Below are 20,473 nucleotides of genomic sequence, written 5' to 3' on the forward strand. Positions count from 1 at the left end.
CGCCGATGGCTGCCCTCGGCACGCTGCCCGTCGCCGGGCCTGCAGCCCCCGCCCACGGGACCCGGGGCGAGCGCGGAATCGACGTCCGCCTGCACGGCCAGGACGCATCGTGGATCCGCGACGACCGGTTCTCGTGGCTGCTGACGGCCATGATCTGGGCGCTCGTCGCGCTGATCACCACGCCGGAAGGCTTCGACTACTCCGCGCTGACCACCGCCGACATCCCGACCTCCGGCAGCGCTGCCAGCCGCCTGCAATGGCTGGGGCTGATCACTGCGGGCACGGTGTTCGTGCTGTGGCGCGGCGGGCTGGCCTGGCTGCTGCTGCGCCGGCTCAATCCGTTCCTCGTCGCGTTCGTGCTGCTGGCCGCGGCCAGCGTGCTGTGGTCGATCGAGCCGGGCATCACCCTGCGGCGGATGATCCGGCTCGCCGCGATCATGCTGTGCCCGGCCGCGCTGGTGCTGGTCGCCTGGCACCCGCGCCGGTTCCAGCAGGTGCTGCGTCCGATCGTGACCGCCCTGCTGGTCGGCTCGCTTCTGTTCGGTCTGGTCTTTCCGCACCTCGCCATCCACAGCGAGACCGCGTCCGAACTCGCCGGTGCCTGGCGCGGCCTGACCACCCACAAGAACAGCCTCGGCACGCTGGCCTGCCTGGGCCTGATCTTCTGGCTGCATGCCGGACTCGCGCGCGAGACCCGGCTGCTGACCGCCTTGAGTGGCGCCGCCATTGCCGCGGCCTGCCTGCTGCTGTCGCGCAGTTCCACAGCCCTGGTCACCGGCGCCTTCACCTGCATCTTCATGCTGATGCTGCTGCGCTCGCCCAAGGGGCTGCGTCGCTGGATGCCGTGGCTGACGGCCTTGTTCGTGGCCGCGCTGCTCGCGTATTCGCTGGCGGTGCTGCGTCTGGTGCCCGGCCTGGAGGTGCTGTTGAAGCCGGTCACCGCGATCACCGGCAAGGATCTGACGTTCACCGGCCGCACCGAGATCTGGGCGATCGTGGTCGAGCAGATCCAGCTGCATCCCTGGCTGGGCGGCGGCTACGGCGCGTACTGGATCGGTCCGGTCCCCGGCTCGCCCGCGTACGAGATGGTGCGCCTGCTGTACTTCTATCCGGGCTCCGGTCACAACGGCTACATCGACATCGCCAACGACCTCGGCGGGGTCGGCCTGATCGTCCTGTTGGGGTATCTGATCGTCCACGTGGCGCAGTGCCTGCAGCTGATGAAGATCGACCGCGCCCAGGCCGCGCTGTACCTGGCGATCTTCTTCCAGCAGGCGCTCAACAACCTGTCCGAATCGCACTGGCTCAGCGTCACCACACTGAGCATGGTGGTCATGACCGCGTCCAGCTTCGCGCTGTCGCGGGCATTGCTCGAACACCGCCTGCAGCATGTGTTCGGTCGACCCGGACCTGCGCCCGAGCCCCGCGCTGCGGCGATCGCCGCCGACACCGTGCACGTTCCCCAGCCAGGCGCGGCCCGGTCATGACGGCCGTGCTGCACACGAGCACGCACAGCCGGTCGCCGAAGGCCGCGCTGTCGGCGATCCGCGATTTCGACGGACCGATGCTGATCGACCTCGACGAGACGCTGTACCTGCGCAACTCGACCGAGGATTTCATCGACTGCGCCTGTCCGGGCATCGTCGCCATCGTGTTGCTGCGCATGCTGGACGTGCTGCAGCCCTGGCGCTGGACCGGCGGACCGGCGACCCGCGATTTCTGGCGGGTGCGCGCGATCGGCCTGCTGCTGCCCTGGACGCACTGGCGCTGGATGCGGCGAACGCGCCGACTGGCAGCCGAGCACGCCAACCAGCCGCTCATCGACACGCTCAACGCGCACGCGCGGTCGCCCGTCATCATCGTCACCAACGGCTTCGCCCCGATCGTGGGGCCGCTGGTTTCGGCCCTGGGCATTTCCGTCCAACAGATCGTGGCCGCCCGCCTGTCCTCGGCGCGCGACCGCCGCATCGGCAAGCTGCGCATGGCCCAGGAGCGACTGGACGACGGCACCGTCGCCGGAGCCCTGGTGCTGAGCGACTCCCTCGACGACCTGCCGCTGCTCGATGCCTGCCGGCGGCCGCTGCTGACCATCTGGCCGGGCGCCTGCTTCCGCGCGGCGCTGTCGCGGACCTATCTGCCCGGGCAGTACCTGAGCCAGGTCAAGCGGCCCGGTGAGCGCTACATCATCCGCGGCATCCTGAAAGAGGATTTCGCCTTCTGGATCCTGGCGTCGGTGGGGCTGGCCGCGATGCCGGTGCTGCACATGCTGGGACTGGGTCTGCTGCTGCTGTCGTTCTGGGCCATCTACGAGCTGGGCTACGTCGACAACGACCGCGCCGCCGCGCGCTACGAATCCGATCCCAAGCTCAGCGCGGCCTTCCACGTTTCGCCCGTCGCCACGCCCCGGGTGCTGCCGTGGATCTGGGCGCTGGGCAGCGGTGCGCTGGCGCTCGTGCTGCTGCGCTGGCCGGCGCCGCCCGCACTCGTGGACCTGGTCCTCTGGGCCGGACTGCTGGTCGGGCTGCACCAGTGGTTCCGCTTCTACAACCGGCTGGACAAGTCCACCCGGATCTGGCCCTTCGCCGGCCTGCAACTGGCGCGCGCGGCCGCCTTCGCGGTGCTGGTGCCGATCAGCCCTATCGGCGCAATGGCGCTGGGCGCCCACGTGCTGGCCCGCTGGACGCCGTATCTCGTCTATCGCATCGGCGGGCAGGAATGGCCGGACACCCGCTTCCATCTGATGCGGCTGATGTTCTTCGTGATCCTGGCCGGCCTGCTGGCGCTGTCGCTGGGCATCACGTCGCTGCTGGACTGGACGACGGCTGCACTGCTGGCGTGGAACCTGGTCCGGGCCCGCAAGGATCTGCTGGCCGTGCTGGCGGCCGCGCGACGCATCGACCGGAAACCCGCATGAACGTGAGCCTGTGCATCGCGACCTATCGCCGCCCCGACCGGCTGGCCCTGCTGCTGGACGATCTCGCCGCGCAGACGCGTCCGCCGGACGAACTGGTCATCGTCGACAACGACCCTGAGGCCAGCGCCGACGCGGTGGTCGCCGCGCGCATCCAGCGTGGCCTGCCCTTCCCGGTGCGCTACGACCGGCAGCCGGTCAAGAACATCTCGCTGACCCGCAACCGCAGTGTGGCGCTGGCCAGCGGTGACTGGATCTCCTTCATCGACGACGACGAACGCGCGCCCGCGCCCTGGCTGGCGCTGCTCTGCAGCGCGGTCGATGCCGACCAGGCCGATGGCGCGCTGGGACCGGTGGTCCCGCTGGTGCCGGCGGATGCGCCGGCGTGGATCCGCCGCGGCCGTTTCTACGACTGGGCACGCCTGCGCACCGGGCAACCGGTCCCGCTCAACCGCCTGCGTTTCGGCAACCTGATCCTGCGCGCCTCGTTGCTCGGTGAAGCGCCCTTCGACCCGGCGTACGGCCTGACCGGCGGCGAGGACGGCGATCTGCTGACGCGCCTCGCCCAGGGCGGCGCCCGGCTGGTGTGGTGCGACGAAGCCATCGTCCACGAACCCGTGGAGCCCGCACGTCTGTCACTGGGATGGCTGCTGCGCCGGGCGCTGCGCGGCGGCCAGGATTTCGCCCGTCACACCCTGGCGGGGCGTTACGGGTCCAACGGAATGGGCGCGCGTCTGCGTCTTGTCGTGCGCGCCTGTGCGCAGTTGTGCGCCGCCACGGTGCTGACGCTGCTCAGCCTGCCCTTCGGCCGCCACCACGCTGCGCACTGGATGACCAGAGCCTCCGCCAACCTCGGAAAGCTGACCATTTTCTGGGGCTGGCACTACCGCGAGTACGCCTGATGGCCATGATTGCGTCGTTCGGATTCCTGCTGCTGGCATTGCCCACCCTGCTCGGCAGTCTGTACCTGCTGCTGCTGACCCTGCTGTCGCACCGGCCGCGGTCGCAGCTGCGGCCGCTCCTGCGCCGGCAACAGCATTTCGACGTGGTGGTGCCCGCGCACAACGAGGCCGGCGGCATCGCCCGCACCATCGCCAGCCTGCAGGCGATGGACTGGCCGCGCGATCACTTCCGCATCCTGGTCGTGGCCGACAACTGCACGGACGCGACCGCCACCATCGCCCGCAATGCCGGCGCGCAGGTGCTCGAGCGGTGCGACGCGCACCGGCGCGGCAAGGGGCATGCGCTGGCGTTCGCCTTCCAGGCCAGCCGTCGCGACGGACTGGCTGACGCGGTGGTCGTGGTCGACGCCGACACCGGTGTCTCGCCCAACCTGCTGCAGGCGTTCGCGACGCGGCTGGAGCACGGCGCGCGCGCGGTGCAGGCGCACTACGGCGTGCGCAATCCGCTGGCCTCCTGGCGCACGCGCCTGATCACCATCGCCAAGGGCGCGTTCCACATCGTGCGGTCGCGCGGGCGCGAGCGTCTGGGCCTGTCCTGCGGCCTGCGCGGCAACGGCTGGTGCGTGACCCACGGCGTGCTGCAACAGGTGCCCTACAGCGCGTACTCGCTGACCGAAGACCTGGAATACAGCATGGAGCTGGGACTGGCCGGGGTGCGCGTGCACTACGCCGACGAGGCCCACGCCGATGGCGACATGGAGTCCGGCGGCGCCGCCGCGACATCGCAGCGGCAGCGCTGGGAGCGGGGGCGCCTGGCACTGACCCGCAAGTACGCGCTGCGCCTGCTGGCGACCGGCCTGCGCCGTCCCAGTGCCCTGTGCCTGGATCTGGCGCTGGACCTGCTGGTCCCGCCGCTGTCCTACCTGGCCCTGTCGACCGCCGCGCTGCTGGCGCTGGCCGCCGCCGCAGCCGCTTGGCATCCGGTCCTGGCCTTATGGCTGGCGTGGCCGGTGATCTCCGCCCTGGCCATCACCCTGTACGTGCTCCGCGGCTGGCAACTCAGCGGCACCGGACTGCGGGGCCTGCTGGACCTGGCGGGCGCACCGGTCTTCATCGTGTGGAAGCTGCTGGCCATGCTGCGGGCGCCGCGCACGGCAGGCTGGGTCCGGACACAACGCCATCCATGAAACCGGACACGCGCGGTCTGTTCGTCCGCATGTTCGGCGGCGCCGTCATCGACCAGGCACTGCTGTCGGCGAGCAGCCTGGCCGTCGGACTGCTGCTGATCCGCCACGCCAGCGAACTGCAGTACGGCTACTTCGTCCTGGTCACCAGCGTGCTGGTGCTGATGACGTCGCTGCAGAGTTCCTTCATCGGCCCGGCGATGATCAACCGCATGACCACGCTGGACCGGGACAGCCGCGGCGCGCTGACCGGCGGCATCTATCGCGAACAGCGACGCTGGATCCACCTCATGGTCCTGGCGGCAGCCACCGGCACGGCGGTGCTGTGGATCAACGGTGTGCTGGACCGGCAGACCGGACCGCTGGTGCTGGTGACCATCGGCACAGCCGCGGCGACCCTGCGCCGCGAGTTCTTCCGCATGGTGCTGCTGGCCTATCGCCGCTCGCCGGAAGTGCTCAAGGCCGACTCGGCCTATGTCGTCCTGCTGGTCGGCGGCGTGCTGGCAACCAGCGTCATGCCCAGCCCCGCAGCGGCCACCACCGTGCTGCTGGGCCTGTCGGCGCTGATCGGCGGCAGCCTGCTGAAAGGCCTGCTGCGCAGCCGCGAGGCCTGGGACCCGACGGGCGAGCCCGGCATCCTGCGCCGCATCGCGCCGGTCGGCGCGTGGGCGGTGACCGGCGCGGTCATCCACTGGAGCTACAGCCACGGCTACAACTATCTGGTCGCCGGCACCCTGGATGTCGCCGCGATTGCGGCCATCGCCGCCACCCGCCTGCTGCTGATGCCGATCAATCTGCTGTCCACCGGCATCGGCGCGCTGATGCTGCCGCTGACCTCCGCCTGGCTGCACACCCTCGGCGCTGCCACGGTGCTGCGCCGGTTGACGCTGTTCGCGGTCGGGGTGGCGGCGGCCGCGCTGGTCTACCTGTGCGCGCTGTGGCTGATGCGCGACTGGGTGTTCACCACGGTGTTGAACAAGCAGTTCGAGCACGGCGACACGCTGCTGCTGGTCTGGTCGTGCGTGTTCGTGTTGATGGTGATGCGCGACCAGCTGATCTATCTGCTGGTCGCGCGCCAGCGCTTCCGCACGCTGGCCGCGCTGTCGGCCTTCAGCGCCGTGCTGTCACTGACGGCCAGCTACGCCGGCATGCAGCATTTCGGCGTGATCGGCGCGCCGCTGGGCCTGCTGGTGGGCGAAGCCCTCAGCATCACCGGCATCGTGCTGCTGTCCCTGCGCGAGCTCGCGCGTCCCGTGCCCGCAGCGGCGTGCGCGGCGCCCGGTGAGGCGCTCGACCCGCACGCGGGCTGACGCCGTCGCGCAGCGCTACAGCATGCCGTCGCGCTTCACCGCCAGATAGCGTTCGACCAGCGCCGATGGCAGCGCCGCGCCGGTGACGTCGAGCACGGTGACGCCGTGATTGCGCAGCGCGTCGTGTGCGGCGCGGCGCTGGGCGAGGTAGCGCGCGGTGGCGCCGGCGCGCACGGCATCGTCATGGTCGTGCACGTCGCGCTCGAGCACCTCGTCGAGTGCCCGCTCGCGCAGCGAGGCGACGATCACCAGATGCCGCTTCTGCAGCATGCGCACCGCGGCCAGCACGTCTTCGATGTCCTCGTCGCGCAGGTTGGTCACCAGCATCAGCAGGCCGCGCCGGCGCTGGCGCAGCGACAGTTCGGTCGCCGCGGCCAGATAGTCGGTCGCCACCGGCTGCGGCTGCAGGTCGTAGCTCACCCGCAGCAGGGTGTCGATGGCCCCCATGCCGCGTTGCGGCGCCATCCAGCGCGCGTCGCCGCCGGTGGCGAACAGGCCGACGGCGTCGCCCTGGCGCAGCGCGAGATAGGACACGACCAGCGCCGCATCCAGCGCATGGTCGAAGTGCGACAGCGCGCCGTCCTGGGCGAGCATGCGCCGGCCGGTGTCGAGCACGACCACCAGCTGCTGGTTCTTCTCGTCCTGGTACTCGCGCGAGATCAGCTTGCGTGCGCGCGAACTGGCCTTCCAGTCGATCTGGCGCAGGCTGTCGCCGACGCGGTACTCGCGCATCTGGTGGAAGTCGGTGCCTTCGCCGCGGCGGCGCCTGATGTGCGCGCCGACCAGGCGCGAGGCGCGATCGGCACTGAGCAGCGCGAGCCGGGTCAGCGGCGCGAAATTCGGGAACACCCGCACCTGCCGCGCCACGCCTGCCAGGCGCGACTGGCGCCACAGGCCGAACGGGGAGCGCAGCCGCAGCTGCACGCCTTCGAACAGGGCTTCGCCGCGCTGGTTCGGGCGCAGCCGGTAGGCCACGCGGCTCACCTTGCCCGGCCGCAGCTGCAGACGCCGCGGCAGGCCGTCGAGCTGCCAGCCCGCAGGATGCAGGTCGTGCACGTCCAGACGCTGCGCCCGCGGACCTTCGATGCGCAGGGTCACGTCGCGCTCGACGCCGATCGGCCAGGCATCCGGCATCTCGCGGACGACGTCCGGCGTGGGCTGCCGTACCAGGCGCACCAGATCGCCGATCGACAGCAGCAGCAGCGCCGTGCCGAACACCTGCCACGGCAGCACCGCGACCGGCCAGAACGACGCGGCCACGCCTGCCAGTCCCCAGATCACCAGCAAGGCGATCAGCGCGGGCGCGGGCCTCATGGACGGCCCCGGCGATGGCGACGACGGCCGGTCACTTGCGCGGCGCGTCCACCCGGGCGAGCAGGGCCTGCAGCACCTGGTCGGCGTTCTGGCCTTCGATCTGCAGTTCCGGCGCCAGCGCGATGCGATGGCGCAGCGCCGGGCACGCGATCTCGCGGATGTCGTCGGGGGTGACGAAATCTCGACCCGACAGCACCGCCTGCGCACGCGCCGCGCGCACCAGCGCCAGGCTGCCGCGCGGGCCGGCGCCGAGCGCGATGCCCGGCCAGGTGCGCGTGGCGGCCGCGATGCGCACCGCGTAATCGATGACCGCGGCATCGACCACGGTCGCGGCTGTGCCCTGCTGCAGGGCGACGATCTCGCCGGGCTGCAGCACCGTGCGCAGCTGCGACAGGTCGAAGTCGGCGGCGACCTTGCCGCTGCTGATCGCGGTCACCATCGCGACCTCGTCGGCATGCGCCGGATAGTCGATCAGCACCTTCAGCAGGAAGCGGTCGAGCTGCGCCTCGGGCAGCGGATACGTGCCCTCCTGTTCGACCGGATTCTGCGTCGCCAGCGTCATGAACGGCGGCGGCAGCTCGAAGCTGTGGCCTTCGATCGTGACCTGCTGTTCCTGCATCGCCTCGAGCAGCGCGGACTGGGTCTTGGCCGGCGCACGGTTGATCTCGTCGGCCAGCAGCAGGTTGGTGAAGATCGGCCCGCGGCGGACCACGAAGGTCTCGCTCTTGGTGTCCCACACCGCGTGGCCGCTGACGTCGCTGGGCATCAGGTCGGGCGTGAACTGCACACGCGCGAAGTCGCACCCCAGCGCCGCCGACAGCGCGCGCACCAGCAGCGTCTTGCCGAGGCCGGGCACACCCTCGATCAGCACGTGGCCGCCGGCGAGCAGCGCGACCAGGATCTGGTCGAGCACTTCGGGCTGGCCGATGAAAGCCTTGGACACTTCGTCGCGGACCGCGGCGACGCGCTCGGCCAGGGCGTCGCCGGTGACCGGCGCGATCGGGGGTGCGGGCAGTGTGCTCATAGTCGGTGTCTCATCTGGATCAGTCGGGCGATCCGCTGGCGGAAGCCGGCGGCGTCATTCGGTCGGGGCGCCTGCAGCGCCTGGCGCACCTCGCGCAGCGGCAGGCCGGTGCGGGCGGCGATGGCCTCCAGGCCGGCGTCGCCTTCGAGGGCGGCCGCCAGCGGGTCGCGGCGGCGCAGACGATCGAGGAACGCGTTGCGCACCGCCTCGTACAGCAGCGGGGCCTGGCCATAGCGCACCAGATGCTCGCCGCTGGCGCGCACGTGTTCCAGCAGCGCGCGGCGCGTGGCCACCGGCGACGGCAGCAGCGGACCGAAGCGCTGGGTGCGCAGCCACAGCCACGCTGCCAGCGCGAGCAGCAACGGTCCCCACGCCATCCAGCCGCGCGTGAGGATCAGCAGCCACAGCGGCGGCACGCTGGCCGCGTAGATCAGGTGCATCGTGCCCTGGCCCCAGTTCGGCGCCAGGATCTGCCGCGCGAGCATCCAGTGCGAAGGGTCGCGCAGCGCGCCGTTGTGCAGGAAATCGAAATCGGCCAGCACGTCGATGCGGCCGGCGCCGTGCACGAGGCGGGCGTAGACCAGGCCCTGTCCGCGCGTGGTGCGTCGCGCGTCGATCGCCTCGCGCAACGCGCGCATCCGGGCTTCGTCCGCGTTCTCCGGACTGCTCTGCTGCGCACCGTTCGCGGTGTCTGCGTCTGCGTCCGGAGCAGCGACGCCCGCGGCGTCATTGCCCCAGCGCAGCTCGGGCGTCCGGTCGACCAGCACGAAGCGCTGGCCGCGACAGAATTCGACGTGCGGCGATTGCCCCGCCACGTGCAGATCCGCGCAACTGGCGATGCCGTCCAGCGGATGCACGCCGAGCCGTTCGAGCAGGCCCCAGTCGCGACCGGGCCCCGCCTGGCGACGCGGCGGCGGCGTGCGCACCAGCAGATGGCCACCCGCCTCCACCCAGTCGAGCAGCCGCTGTACTTCGCCCGGGGTCGCGGTGCCGGGATCGCCGATCATCAGCACCGTGTCGCGCACGCCCAGCGCCGCGCCGCCGCGGTCCAGCCGGCGACGGGATTCGGCCGGCACACCCGCGGCGCGCAGGGATTCGCGCAGGGCGTACAGCGGGTTGTAGGCCGCCTCGCTGCGCGGCGGCAGGGCGACGGTGTTCTCGACGCGTTCGTGCGTGTGCAGGAACCAGGCGACGCCCAGCGCGACCAGCAGCGCCGCCAGCAGGCCGAAGCCGATGCGTGCAGGCCAGCCCATCAGGCCTGCCATCCGAAGCGCGGGGCCAGCCGGGCGAGCAGCGTCTCCAGTCCGGCATCGTCGGGCATGCGCTGGCCATAGGCCGCGCGTTGCCAGACCCGCACCACCTCGGTGAACGCGCTGCGGTCATCGGCATCGGGCATGCGCCGCGCGGCACGCAGGCACTCGGCCTCGGTCGCGCCCGGCACCAGGTGCACGCCGGCGCGTTGCGCCATCGCCTCGACGCTGGCGCGGTACAGCAGCGCCAGTGCACGCCGGCGTTCGCCCGATTGCCACAGCTGGCGCACGGCGGCGACCAGCGCATCGGGCAGCGCCTCGGGCAAGGGCGGCGCGTCGGTGACTTCGATCGTGCGCGCCGGCGGTGGGCGCGTCACCGCGCCACGCATCCACGGCCACCAGCGACGCGCCGTCAGCACCAGTGCGAGCACCAGCAGCCCGAGGATGATCCACAGACCGAACTCCGCCACCATCGCCAGCGCACGCGCGATCACGCCGAATACGCCGGGCGTCTTCGACCCGGTCGACGGCTCACGCGCGCTGCCGGTGTCCTTGCGCTGCCAGCGGATCTCCACGCGCGAGTGGTCCAGCAGCGGATCGGCATAGGCCTGGTCCACGGCGCGTTCGAAGCCGGGATCGTCCACCGGGGTGCCGAACACCGCAGGCAGGGTCGGCGCGGGGGTCTCCGCCGCGGACGACGGGCGCGCATCGGACTGCGACGCCCCGGGCGATGCCGGATCCGGCGCGGCGCGATCCTGCGCCTGCAGCGGCGGCGCCAGCGCCAGCAGGCCGGCCAGCAGCGTGACCGTGAGCGCCGTCGAGGCCGCCGGCAGGATGCGCGCGCGCAAGCGGCGGAACGCGATCTCCAGATCCCAGGCCTCCAGCTCCGTGCGCCGGTTGAGATACAGGCCGAATCCCGCACCGACCTGGAACGGCGCGATCAGGCCCAGCGCCAGCCACAGCGCGAGGTTGCCGAGCAGCTGCGCCCACAACGGCGGCTGCGTGCTGAGCAGGACCCACATCGCACGCGCCGATTCCGACAGCAGCTCGGTCGGCACGAACAGCAGCACCAGCAGGACCTGCGACATCACCAGCGTCAGCACGAACAGGTGTCCGATCACCGTGAGCAGCAACGCATGACCGCCGACGCCGCCGACCACCACGCGCCGCCGCTGGGCGAGCTGTGTGCCCGTCACGCCTTCCAGCAGCGCCACCGGCAACGCGACCGCGCGCCATGGACTGAACCGGCGCCACGTCAGATATCCCAGCAGCGGCCGCCAGCCCCAGTGCCGTTGCGCGGCGAGTGTCTGGCGCAATGTCGGCGCCGCGCCGAACACCGCACGCGACAGCACGAACAGCGGAACGCGGTCGAACACCGGCAGCAGCCACCACGACAGCAGCGCCGCCAGCCACATCCGGTCCAGCAGCCAGCCGGCGGTATTGAGCAGCGCGAACACCGGCAGCGCGCACAGCAGCCACGCGATGCAGATCGTGCGCGCGTGCCGGCGCACCAGCGCGTTCCCCAGTTCCATCGCCTCCCACGCCGAGCGCGGACGCAGTTCGACCTGCACGGTCTCAACCCGCATGACCGCCTCCACGTCCGCCGCGCCACAGCCACAGCAGCACCAGCAGCCACAGGCCGCCGCCGACGCCGAAGCGCAGCGGGTCGGGAATCGATCCGGTCGACGACCAGAACGCCTCGACGAAGGCCGCGAACACCAGCATGACGAGGATGCCCAGGCACAGCCGGCCGCCTTCGCGTCCTGCTTCCACCAGCGCATCGACCCGGCGCAGCCGGCCCGGCGCGATCAGGGCCAGCCCCAGCCGCAGGCCACCGGCGCCGGCGATGACGATCGCGGTCAGCTCGGGCGCGGAATGGCCGACGACGAAGCGCCAGAACGGACCGCCGTGACCGATCGCCTGCAGGTGTCCGGCGATCACGCCGAAGAACGTGCCGTTGAACACCAGCACGAAGATCGTGCCGACCCCCGCGAGCAACCCGCTGGCGAAGGTGCGGAAGCCGATGCTGACGTTGTTCCACACGTAGTAGCCGAACATCCGCACGTCGGACTGCGCCTCGCGTGCGAACACGTCGGCCGCGCGCGACGGCTCGTACATCGCTTCCATCTGCGCCAGCTGCTGCGGCGACAGCACGCTGTAGGCCAGCTCCGGCCACTGCTGCACCAGCACGAACAGCAGCACCATCGGGGTCACGAACAGCGCGATCGACGCCCACAGGCAGCCACGCTGCGCCCGCACCAGCCGCGGAAAATCGGCCAGCAGGAACATCAGCGCACGGCGCCACGGCGGCGGCGGCGGCCGGTACAGCAGGTTGTGGCCGCGCTGCATCAGCGCCTGCAGCCGCGATGTCAGCTGCGGGCTGTAACCGCGCCGGCGCGCCAGCGCCTGTTGCTGGCACAGCCGCCGGTAGCGCGGCGGAATGTCCTCGTCGGGCAGGCCGTCCCAGGTGTGGCGGTTGGCGCGCGCGCGGCGCGGACTGCCCTCGCGCGCATCGAGCCAGCGCTCGAAGGCGTCCCACTCGGCCGCGTAGCGCGCGACGAAGGCGTCCTGTCTCATGCGCGCCGGCCCAGCAGCCAGTTGGCGATGCCCAGCAGGCGGCGCACGCCGACCTCGCCGCGGCCGCCGCTGACCGGCGCGACGATGTCGCCCAGTTCCTGCCGGCGTGCATCGGTCAGCAGATGCGCGCGCTCGGCGAAGGCGATCACCGCCAGCTGTTCCTGCGTCTGCAACGGCATGGCGGGCGCCAGCGGCGCTGCCTGCAGCGCGTCGATGCGGATGCGGTCGCGCGGCGCATGGATCACCAGCGTCCCCGCGACCATGTCGCCCAGGCGCCGGCTCCAGGGATCGGCCAGGCTGGCCACCAGGCCCGCGCCGTAGCCGAAGGGCAGCATGTCGACGGTGCGCATGAGATTGCGCACGAAGCTGGCCATCCAGCCGATCGGCGCGCCATCGGCCGATACCACGCGCAGCGACATCGCGCGCTTGCCCGGCGTCTGGCCGCCGTACATCGCCTCGAACACCACCGGGTAGCCCCAGAAGATCACGAACAGCGCCACCAGATAGACGCCCGCGCCGAAACTGCCCAGCAGGTTGAAGGCGAACGCGCACACGAAGACCAGCGCGCCGCGGATCGCCAGGTCGATCAGCCACGCCACCGCGCGCGGCACCGGGCCGGCGGCGGGCAACTGCAGGGCAACGCCTTCCGGCGTGTGCACCTCGCGCACGGTGTCGAGCATCAGGCCGGGTGCCCCGATACGTCCGCCCTGTCCGAGTCCGTGCCGCCGCGTGCCCGCATTCCGCGCATTCCTGTCCGCTGCCCTCAGCCGCCCAGCGCGGCGAGGTATTCGTCCTTGAGCCGCACGTAGTGACCGGCGCTGTAATGCAGGCCTTCGATCTGCGCCTCGGTGAGCCGGCGCACGCAGCGCGCCGGGCTGCCCACCCACAGTTCGCCTTCGCCGATCTCGCGCCCGGGCGGGACCACCGCGCCGGCGCCGATCATCGCGTGCCGGCGCACGACCACGCCATCGAGCACGATCGCGCCCATGCCGACCAGCACCGCGTCCTCGATCGTGCACGCGTGGAGGATCGCCTTGTGGCCGATGGTCACGTCGCTGCCGACGATCGTCGCGAAGCCGCCCAGCTTGGCGTGCGGGCCGGCATGGCTGACGTGGATCACGCTGCCGTCCTGCACGCTGGTGCGCGCGCCGATGCGCACGTGGTTGACGTCGCCGCGGATCACGGTGCCGGGCCACACCGATACGTCGTCGCCGAGCACCACATCGCCGATCACGGTCGCGGCAGGATCGACATAGACGCGTGCGCCGAGCTGCGGCGCGGTATCACGGTAGGGTCTGAGATTCATCGCGCCAGTATGCCCGGGGTCCCCGGATTTGGCTGCGACGCGCTGCCGCCCCCACGGCCTGCAGGGCCGGTCCCGCAGACCCGCGCCGGTCCGCTGCGTCGACGCACCGTCGCGGCACGACTCACTAGACTGCGGCGATGACTTCCGACGCCCGCCCCACGCCGCCCGACGCGCTGCAGCCGACCCTCGACACCCTGCGTGCGGCCTGGCAGGCGCGACGTCCCGATGCCGCCCAGCGCCGCGATGATCTGGCCCGGCTGCGCGCGGCATTGCAACGCCGGCTCGACGAGATGGCCACTGCGATCGCCGACGATTTCGGCCACCGTTCGCGGCAGGAATCGCTGATCGCCGACGGCATGTCGGTGCTGACCGAAATCGACCGCCTGCGCCGCAGTCTGCGCGGCTGGATGCGGCCCCGCCGGATCGGCGCCGGCCTGAAGCTGTGGCCGGCGCGCGCCCAGCTGCGTCCCGTGCCGCTGGGCGTGGTCGGCGTCATCGCGCCGTGGAACTACCCGGTGAATCTGGCGCTGATTCCACTGGCGACCGCGATCGCCGCCGGCAACCACGTCTATCTCAAGCCGTCCGAACACACGCCGCGCACCAGCGCGTTCCTGGCCTCGCTGCTGGCCGAGGTGTTCCCGCCCGACCGGGTGGCGGTCGCCTGTGGCGACAGCGAGGTCGGCGCCGCCTTCGCAGGCCTGCCATTCGACCATCTGGTGTTCACCGGCTCGACCGCCGTGGGCCGCAAGGTCATGGCCGCAGCGGCGCCGAACCTCACCCCGCTGACGCTGGAGCTGGGCGGCAAGTCGCCGGCGATCATCTGTCCCGGCCATCCGCTCGACAAGGCCGCGGCGCGTCTGGTCACCGGCAAGCTGTTCAACGCCGGCCAGACCTGCATCGCGCCGGACTACGTGCTGGTGGACGCCGCGCGCCGCGATGCGCTGCTCGAAGCGCTGCGCTTCGAGGTCGTCGACCGTTACGCCGAGGCCGGCGCACGTGCGGCCGACTACAGCCACATCGTCACCGACGCGCAGTACGCGCGACTCGAGGGTCTGGTCGACGATGCGCGCGCCCGCGGCCTCACCGTGCTGCCGCTGCTCGAAGTCGAAGGCGCGCGTGCGTTTCCGCCGACCCTGGTTCTCGATCCCGGCGACGATGCCGCGCTGATGCGCGAGGAGATCTTCGGGCCCGTGCTGCCGGTGATCGGCTACCGCACCCTGGACGAGGCGATCGCCTTCGTCGCCGCGCGCGATCGCCCGTTGGCGCTGTATCCCTTCGGCAACCGCGCGCAGGTCGAGGCCATCCTCGCCCACACCGTCGCCGGCGGCGTGACCGTCAACGACACCCTGCTGCATTTCGCCGCGAACCGGCTGCCGTTTGGCGGCGTCGGTCCCAGCGGCATGGGCGCGTATCACGGCCGCGCCGGTTTCGACGCGATGACCAAGGCGCTGCCGGTGCTGTGGCAGTCGCGCGTCGCGGTTACCGATTGGCTGCGACCGCCGTATTCGCGGATCGCGAAGTTGGTGGATTTTCTGGCGCGTTGACGCGCGGCAATCCATACCAGCCACGCTCATACGCGAGCGATCCCCACAGCGCCTGCGCATGCGCCTCGCGTGCGAGCAGCGGCGACAGCGCCGCAGGCTGCAGGCGGCCCTTGCCCGGCACGTAGCGATACTGGCTCGGCACCTTGTCGGGCTGCAGCACGACCACGTCGTCGCCCTGCAGCCACGCGAAATTGCGGTCGTACTGCATCAGCGCGCGACCGGGCAGGCGCATCGAGGGATCCGCGAGATCGCGTCCGGTCATCGGCGTCGGATCGGCGATGCCGATCAGCGACAGCAGCGTCGGTCCTAGATCGATCTGGCTGGCGATGCGGTCGTCGCGACGCGGCGTGATGCCGGCGCCGAGGATCAGGCCCGGAATATGGAAGTTGTCGACCGGCACCAGATCGCGGCCGAAGACGCGCGAGACGTGATCGGCGACGACGAGGAACACGGTGTCGTTCCAGTAATCGCTGGCCATCGCCTGGTCGAAGAATCCGCCCAGCGCGTGGTCGGCGTATTTCGCGGCGTTGTTGCGCGTCTGCAGCGGCTGCTCGAACGGGGTGATGCGGCCGGTCGGGAACTCGAAGGGATCGTGGTTGCTTGAGGTGAACACGAACCCGAAGAACGGCTTGCCGTCCGCATGCAGGCGCGCGAACTCGTCGTTGGCGCGCGCGAACAGATCCTCGTCCGATACACCCCAGGAGCCGACGAAGGCCGGCGCGCGATAGTCGCGCTGCTCGACCACGCGACCGAAACCGCTGCCGAGGAAGAAGCCGCGCATGTTGTCGAAGTGGCTTTCGCCGCCGTAGTAGAACGTCGTGTCGTACCCACGCCGGCGCAGCACGTCGGCGAGGGTGAAGAAGCCCTGCTGGCTGCGCGCGCGTTTGACCACCGCCTGCGCCGGCGTCGGCGCGAAGCCGGCGACCACCGCCTCGATGCCGCGCACCGAACGCGTGCCGGTCGCGTACAGGCGCTCGAAGGCCCAGCCCTGCTCGCTCAGGCGGTCGTACTCGGGCGACAGCGGGCGTCCGCCGAGACTGCCGATGAACTGCGCGCCGAGGCTTTCCTCCAGCACGATCACCAGGTTCTTCGGCTTGCCGCGCCACACCGGATCGCGCGCGGCGAGCGTCGGCAAAGACGGATCGGTGAACGCCGAGGCCGGCAGTCCGGTGCCCGCCCGGACCGATGCGAGCACCGTATCCGCCGGCAGCTCGCCATACAGAGACTCGGCCGTCTCCTCATGCTGCAGCCAGCCGCGCATCGCGAATGCCAGCGAGTAGAACGAGTTCAGCGGCAGCGCGTTGACCGTGGGATTCGTGCTGAAGGCCAGCATCGCCGGATTCATCGGCCGATGGCCCAGCGTCGAGCGCACACCGAACGCGCCGACGCCGAGCACCAGCACCGCGAGGCCCACGCGTAGCACTGCGCCGCCGGCGGGCATCGGCCGCGTCGGCCACCCGCGTCGTGCGAGCCACAGGCTGGCCCAGGCCGCCGCGACGGTGAGCAGCAGCACGCCGATGCATTCCAGCGGCCGGCCTTCGGCGAGCATCGAGGCCACTTCCCGCGGATAGACCAGATATTCGACGAACACGCGATCCGGCCGCAGGCCGTACTCGCGCATGAAGCCGGGCGTCGCGAGTTCGAGCCAGACCAGCAGCGTCATCGCGAGCGCGAGCCAGCCCACGGCGATGCGGCGCACCCAGCGCGCGTTGAAGGTCGCCGCGGGCAACAGCAGCAGGAGTGCCGCCAGCGGCGCGAACAGCAGGCACAGCGTGGCGACGTCGACGCGCAGGCCCTGGACGAGCACCGGCGCCCAGCCGTGGACCTCGTCCACCGCCGCCCGCTGCCACAGCGCCAGCCCCAGCCGCGATACGCCGAGCACGACGAGGCCGAGCACGCCCATGCCCAGCACCGGTTTCAGGCGCGTCATCGCGTTCCGCAGTGTCATGTCCGGATCCACACGCCGCGCCATCCGCGGCCGGCTCAGGATCGACCCGGGCATGTCGGAAGCCTGTCGGAACGCGGCCCCGCCGCGCCGTATCATCAACCCGCACTGCCGTGCGCCCAGGACGAGAACCGATGCGACTGCTGGTGGTCGAGGACAACCGCAACCTGGTCGGCAACCTGTTCGACTATTTCGAGCCGCGCGGCCACGAGATGGACGCCGCGCCGGACGGCATCGTCGGCCTGCACCTCGCGGTGACCCAGCATTACGACGCGATCATCCTCGACTGGATGCTGCCGCGCCTCGACGGCCGCGCTCTGCTGCAGCGCCTGCGCGAACACGCGATCGACACGCCGGTGATCATGCTCACCGCCCGCGACGAACTGCCCGACAAGATCGCCGGCTTCCGCGCCGGCGCCGACGACTATCTGACCAAGCCCTTCGCGTTGCCGGAACTCGAAGTGCGGCTGGAAGCCGTGCTGGCGCGCGCGCATGGTCGCCGCGGCGCGCGCACGCTGGAGGTGCACGACCTGCGCCTCAACCTGGACACGCTCGAAGCCAGCCGCGCCGGCCAGCCGCTGCATCTGTATCCCGCGGGCCGCAAGCTGCTCGAAGTGCTGATGCAGGCCAGCCCCGCCGCGGTCGAACGCCAGCAGCTGGAGCACGCACTGTGGGCCGACGCGCCGCCCGATGGCGACATGCTGCGCTCGCACGTCTACGAACTGCGCCGCAGCGTCGACGGCCCGTTCGCGATCAAGCTGATCCAGACCCTGCCGCGCTACGGCTACCGGCTGGCTGCGCCCGCCGACACCGGCGCGCCGGCATGAGCCGCGCACGCAGTCTGCGCAGCCGCATTCTGTACTGGCTGGCCGTCTACGCGCTGCTGCTGGCCGCAGGCGTTTCGCTGCACGGCTTCCTCGTCAACGAGTACGCCGAGCGCCTGCTGTGGGATTCGATGCTGCGCACCGAGTTCACCCACCATCTGCAACGCAGCGCCGCGGACCCGGCGTATCGCTGGAGCGATTCCGACAGCCTGCGTCTGTACGTCGATGGCGGCGCGCCGCCGGAAACCTCAGCATTGCCGGATGGCATCCACGACGAGGTCGAACTGCCGGACGGCACCGAGATCCTGGTGCTGGTCGAGCACGTCGACGGCGTGCGCCATGTGCTGACCCTCGACATCACCGACATGGAGCGCGAGGAAGACCGGCTCACGCTCTTCATCCTTGGCTCGTCGGTCGTCCTGGTCACGGTGATGGGCGGACTGATGGCGCTGGGCCTCGGGCGCACGTTGCGGCCGTTGACCACGCTGGCCGGCGACATCGCCGCGCTGTCGCCCGATCGCGCCGGCCAACGGATCGTGCCCGAGGCGCGCGCGAGTTCGGAACTGCTGGTCATCGCCAACGCGCTCAACGATTACCTGCAGCGCAACGAGCAGTTCGTCGATCGCGAGCGCGCCTTCATCAACACCGCCAGCCACGAATTGCGCACGCCGATCGCGGTGATGTCCGGCGCCGCAGAACTCGCGCTGGCGCCGACCGACGTGCCGGCTGTCACCGCGCACCAGCTGCGCCGCATCCAGCGCACCGCCGACGACATGGACCGGATGATCGCCCTGCTGCTCGCGCTGGCGAAGGATCCCGCGCGCCTGCTGCAGGCCGGCCAGCCGATCGAACTGTCGGCGTTGCTGCCCGCGATCATCGACGACCACCGCCATCTCACCCGCGACAAGGCGCTGGAAATCGTGCTGCACACGGCGCAGCCCTGCACCCTGCTCGCGCCACCGGCCGTCGTGCGCGCGACGGTCGGCAACCTGCTGCGCAACGCGATCGAGCACAGCGACGATGGCCGCATCGATGTCGAACTGCAGGCCGATGCGACGGTCGTGATCCGCGATCCCGGCCACGGCATGACGCCCGAGCAGATCAGCGCGGTCTATTCGCGCATGGCGCGCACCGGCATGCCGACCGGCGACGGCATCGGTCTGGAACTGATCGCGCGCGTCTGCGAACACCTCGGCTGGGCGCTCGACATCCGCTCGTCGGCCGAAGGCGGCACCGTCGCCACACTGCGCATGCGCGCGACCGGCGACGCGGCGGACGCTAGAATTCCCGGATGAAGATCGCCAGCTGGAACGTCAACTCGCTCAACGTCCGCCTGCCGCACCTCGAACAGTGGCTGCGCGATGCGCAACCCGACGTGGTCGGCATCCAGGAAACCAAGCTCGAGGACGCGCGCTTTCCCGACACCGCCCTCGCCGCGCTCGGCTACCGCACGGTGTTCTCGGGCCAGAAGACCTACAACGGCGTCGCCCTGCTCGCCCGTGACCGCGCGCTCGACGACGTGCAGATCGGCATCCCGGGGTTCGAAGACGAACAGAAGCGCGTGATCGCCGCGACCATCGATGGCGTGCGCGTCATCAACCTCTACGTCGTCAACGGCCAGGACGTGGGCACCGACAAGTACGCCTACAAACTGCGCTGGCTCGCCGCCGTGCACGACTGGGTGGCGCGCGAACTCGCCACGCATCCGAAGCTCGTCGTGCTCGGTGACTTCAACATCGCCCCCGACGACCGCGACGTGCACGATCCCACGGTCTGGAACGACAGCCACATCCTGACCTCGACCGCCGAGCGCGACGCGCTGCGCGGCCTGCTCGGCCTCGGGCTGCACGATGCGTTCCGCCTGCATCACGAAGACGCCGGTGTTTTCAGCTGGTGGGATTACCGGCAGGCGGGCTTCCGCCGCGATCTCGGGTTGCGGATCGATCTGACGCTGGTATCGGATGCGCTGCGCCAGACGGCCGTGGCATCCGGCATCGATCGCGAACCGCGGACCTGGGAGCGTCCGAGCGATCACGCGCCTGCATGGGTGCAGCTGCAGGGCGGCTGAGGCGACACGTCCCGGTCGCGCCCGTGGGAGCGGCCTTGGCCGCGATTCCGGGACGTCCTGGCATCCGACCCGCCCGCATCGCGCCGCAAGCGCGCTCACAGGCGTGCGGCTGCAGGCTGCCGAAGCCACGCATCCCGGTTGCGTCATCCGGGAGCGGCCTTGGCTGCGACTCCGGAATGTCCTGACACCGACCCACCCCGCATCGCGCGCGAGCGCGCTCCCACGAATGCAGCTTCGATGCGGCCGAAGCGCACGCTGCCGACGCCGGCAGTTGCGGATGCGGACGCAAATTCGCCCCTATGACGAACCTGCTC

General features: G+C 71.0%; 17 protein-coding genes. 9 read left to right on the forward strand and 8 right to left on the reverse strand.

The genetic code is table 11. The features are described from left to right. Window positions 1-5: 5 nt before the first annotated feature. Genes AC3A5K_RS15855 through AC3A5K_RS15875 form a run of 5 tightly spaced genes read left to right on the forward strand, consistent with a single transcriptional unit; the run spans window position 6 to window position 6,307 of the window. The gene (locus AC3A5K_RS15855; protein WP_487618523.1) at window positions 6-1,487 is read left to right on the forward strand and encodes an O-antigen ligase family protein; all 1,482 of its coding nucleotides are present in this window, start codon (window positions 6-8) and stop codon (window positions 1,485-1,487) included. Beyond that, entirely contained in the window at window positions 1,484-2,914 is a 1,431-nt protein-coding gene (locus AC3A5K_RS15860; RefSeq protein ID WP_487618524.1) for a haloacid dehalogenase-like hydrolase, read from the forward strand. The genes AC3A5K_RS15855 and AC3A5K_RS15860 overlap by 4 nt, the downstream gene beginning before the upstream one ends. Continuing rightward, complete coding sequence (locus AC3A5K_RS15865) at window positions 2,911-3,813, forward strand: glycosyltransferase family 2 protein (RefSeq protein WP_487618525.1); 903 nt, start codon at window positions 2,911-2,913, stop codon at window positions 3,811-3,813. The genes AC3A5K_RS15860 and AC3A5K_RS15865 overlap by 4 nt, the downstream gene beginning before the upstream one ends. Beyond that, window positions 3,813-5,000 carry a glycosyltransferase family 2 protein gene (locus tag AC3A5K_RS15870; RefSeq protein WP_487618526.1) on the forward strand — a complete coding sequence of 396 codons (1,188 nt, stop codon included), beginning with the start codon at window positions 3,813-3,815 and terminating at the stop codon, window positions 4,998-5,000. The genes AC3A5K_RS15865 and AC3A5K_RS15870 overlap by 1 nt, the downstream gene beginning before the upstream one ends. Then, window positions 4,997-6,307: a lipopolysaccharide biosynthesis protein gene (locus AC3A5K_RS15875; RefSeq protein ID WP_487618527.1), complete on the forward strand. Its 1,311-nt coding sequence runs from the start codon at window positions 4,997-4,999 to the stop codon at window positions 6,305-6,307. Before AC3A5K_RS15870 ends, AC3A5K_RS15875 begins: the two co-directional genes overlap by 4 nt. Before the next feature lie 15 nt (window positions 6,308-6,322). Here the strand turns inward: AC3A5K_RS15875 and AC3A5K_RS15880 are convergent, their stop codons facing one another. From AC3A5K_RS15880 to AC3A5K_RS15910, 7 genes are all read right to left on the reverse strand, one after another. Next, the gene (locus AC3A5K_RS15880) at window positions 6,323-7,621 is read right to left on the reverse strand and encodes a DUF58 domain-containing protein (protein WP_487618528.1); all 1,299 of its coding nucleotides are present in this window, start codon (window positions 7,619-7,621) and stop codon (window positions 6,323-6,325) included. 31 nt (window positions 7,622-7,652) lie between these two features. Beyond that, window positions 7,653-8,645 carry an AAA family ATPase gene (locus AC3A5K_RS15885; RefSeq protein ID WP_487618529.1) on the reverse strand — a complete coding sequence of 331 codons (993 nt, stop codon included), beginning with the start codon at window positions 8,643-8,645 and terminating at the stop codon, window positions 7,653-7,655. Then, window positions 8,642-9,898 (reverse strand): DUF4350 domain-containing protein, encoded by a 1,257-nt coding sequence (locus AC3A5K_RS15890; protein WP_487618530.1) that lies wholly within the window; start codon window positions 9,896-9,898, stop codon window positions 8,642-8,644. The genes AC3A5K_RS15885 and AC3A5K_RS15890 overlap by 4 nt, the downstream gene beginning before the upstream one ends. Further along, on the reverse strand, window positions 9,898-11,481 hold the full coding sequence (locus AC3A5K_RS15895) for a DUF4129 domain-containing protein (RefSeq protein ID WP_487618531.1): 1,584 nt from the start codon (window positions 11,479-11,481) through the stop codon (window positions 9,898-9,900). The genes AC3A5K_RS15890 and AC3A5K_RS15895 overlap by 1 nt, the downstream gene beginning before the upstream one ends. Then, on the reverse strand, window positions 11,471-12,472 hold the full coding sequence (locus AC3A5K_RS15900; protein ID WP_487618532.1) for a stage II sporulation protein M: 1,002 nt from the start codon (window positions 12,470-12,472) through the stop codon (window positions 11,471-11,473). The genes AC3A5K_RS15895 and AC3A5K_RS15900 overlap by 11 nt, the downstream gene beginning before the upstream one ends. Next, complete coding sequence (locus AC3A5K_RS15905) at window positions 12,469-13,170, reverse strand: RDD family protein (protein WP_487618636.1); 702 nt, start codon at window positions 13,168-13,170, stop codon at window positions 12,469-12,471. The genes AC3A5K_RS15900 and AC3A5K_RS15905 overlap by 4 nt, the downstream gene beginning before the upstream one ends. Window positions 13,171-13,235: 65 nt before the next feature. Next, complete coding sequence (locus AC3A5K_RS15910) at window positions 13,236-13,778, reverse strand: gamma carbonic anhydrase family protein (RefSeq protein WP_487618533.1); 543 nt, start codon at window positions 13,776-13,778, stop codon at window positions 13,236-13,238. A gap of 137 nt (window positions 13,779-13,915) precedes the next feature. Between AC3A5K_RS15910 and AC3A5K_RS15915 the strand changes: the two genes are divergently transcribed. Then, window positions 13,916-15,322 carry a coniferyl aldehyde dehydrogenase gene (locus AC3A5K_RS15915; RefSeq protein ID WP_487618534.1) on the forward strand — a complete coding sequence of 469 codons (1,407 nt, stop codon included), beginning with the start codon at window positions 13,916-13,918 and terminating at the stop codon, window positions 15,320-15,322. Here the strand turns inward: AC3A5K_RS15915 and AC3A5K_RS15920 are convergent. Further along, window positions 15,258-17,270 (reverse strand): LTA synthase family protein, encoded by a 2,013-nt coding sequence (locus AC3A5K_RS15920; protein ID WP_487618535.1) that lies wholly within the window; start codon window positions 17,268-17,270, stop codon window positions 15,258-15,260. The two genes, AC3A5K_RS15915 and AC3A5K_RS15920, sit on opposite strands and share 65 nt — an antisense overlap. 131 nt (window positions 17,271-17,401) lie before the next feature. On the opposite strand from AC3A5K_RS15920, the gene AC3A5K_RS15925 reads away from it, so the two are divergent. The 3 genes from AC3A5K_RS15925 to xth are packed head-to-tail and all read left to right on the forward strand — an operon-like array spanning window position 17,402 to window position 20,159. After that, window positions 17,402-18,094 carry a response regulator transcription factor gene (locus AC3A5K_RS15925; RefSeq protein ID WP_487618536.1) on the forward strand — a complete coding sequence of 231 codons (693 nt, stop codon included), beginning with the start codon at window positions 17,402-17,404 and terminating at the stop codon, window positions 18,092-18,094. After that, complete coding sequence (locus tag AC3A5K_RS15930; protein ID WP_487618537.1) at window positions 18,091-19,386, forward strand: sensor histidine kinase; 1,296 nt, start codon at window positions 18,091-18,093, stop codon at window positions 19,384-19,386. Before AC3A5K_RS15925 ends, AC3A5K_RS15930 begins: the two co-directional genes overlap by 4 nt. Further along, a complete protein-coding gene (xth, locus tag AC3A5K_RS15935; RefSeq protein ID WP_487618538.1) occupies window positions 19,383-20,159 on the forward strand; it encodes an exodeoxyribonuclease III in 777 nt (258 codons plus the stop codon). The genes AC3A5K_RS15930 and xth overlap by 4 nt, the downstream gene beginning before the upstream one ends. Window positions 20,160-20,473 lie beyond the last annotated feature (314 nt).

It is taken from the genome of Luteimonas sp. Soil_C_5, assembly GCF_057656615.1.

What these genes read in the sequence shown, in the direction of transcription:
- AC3A5K_RS15855 (WP_487618523.1), top strand. Translation starts at nt 6, where the DNA reads ATGGCTGCCCTCGGCACGCTGCCCGTCGCCGGGCCTGCAGCCCCCGCC.
- AC3A5K_RS15860 (WP_487618524.1), top strand. Translation starts at nt 1,484, where the DNA reads ATGACGGCCGTGCTGCACACGAGCACGCACAGCCGGTCGCCGAAGGCC.
- AC3A5K_RS15865 (WP_487618525.1), top strand. Translation starts at nt 2,911, where the DNA reads ATGAACGTGAGCCTGTGCATCGCGACCTATCGCCGCCCCGACCGGCTG.
- AC3A5K_RS15870 (WP_487618526.1), top strand. Translation starts at nt 3,813, where the DNA reads ATGGCCATGATTGCGTCGTTCGGATTCCTGCTGCTGGCATTGCCCACC.
- AC3A5K_RS15875 (WP_487618527.1), top strand. Translation starts at nt 4,997, where the DNA reads ATGAAACCGGACACGCGCGGTCTGTTCGTCCGCATGTTCGGCGGCGCC.
- AC3A5K_RS15880 (WP_487618528.1), bottom strand. Translation starts at nt 7,621, where the DNA reads ATGAGGCCCGCGCCCGCGCTGATCGCCTTGCTGGTGATCTGGGGACTG.
- AC3A5K_RS15885 (WP_487618529.1), bottom strand. Translation starts at nt 8,645, where the DNA reads ATGAGCACACTGCCCGCACCCCCGATCGCGCCGGTCACCGGCGACGCC.
- AC3A5K_RS15890 (WP_487618530.1), bottom strand. Translation starts at nt 9,898, where the DNA reads ATGGGCTGGCCTGCACGCATCGGCTTCGGCCTGCTGGCGGCGCTGCTG.
- AC3A5K_RS15895 (WP_487618531.1), bottom strand. Translation starts at nt 11,481, where the DNA reads ATGCGGGTTGAGACCGTGCAGGTCGAACTGCGTCCGCGCTCGGCGTGG.
- AC3A5K_RS15900 (WP_487618532.1), bottom strand. Translation starts at nt 12,472, where the DNA reads ATGAGACAGGACGCCTTCGTCGCGCGCTACGCGGCCGAGTGGGACGCC.
- AC3A5K_RS15910 (WP_487618533.1), bottom strand. Translation starts at nt 13,778, where the DNA reads ATGAATCTCAGACCCTACCGTGATACCGCGCCGCAGCTCGGCGCACGC.
- AC3A5K_RS15915 (WP_487618534.1), top strand. Translation starts at nt 13,916, where the DNA reads ATGACTTCCGACGCCCGCCCCACGCCGCCCGACGCGCTGCAGCCGACC.
- AC3A5K_RS15920 (WP_487618535.1), bottom strand. Translation starts at nt 17,270, where the DNA reads ATGACACTGCGGAACGCGATGACGCGCCTGAAACCGGTGCTGGGCATG.
- AC3A5K_RS15925 (WP_487618536.1), top strand. Translation starts at nt 17,402, where the DNA reads ATGCGACTGCTGGTGGTCGAGGACAACCGCAACCTGGTCGGCAACCTG.
- AC3A5K_RS15930 (WP_487618537.1), top strand. Translation starts at nt 18,091, where the DNA reads ATGAGCCGCGCACGCAGTCTGCGCAGCCGCATTCTGTACTGGCTGGCC.
- xth (WP_487618538.1), top strand. Translation starts at nt 19,383, where the DNA reads ATGAAGATCGCCAGCTGGAACGTCAACTCGCTCAACGTCCGCCTGCCG.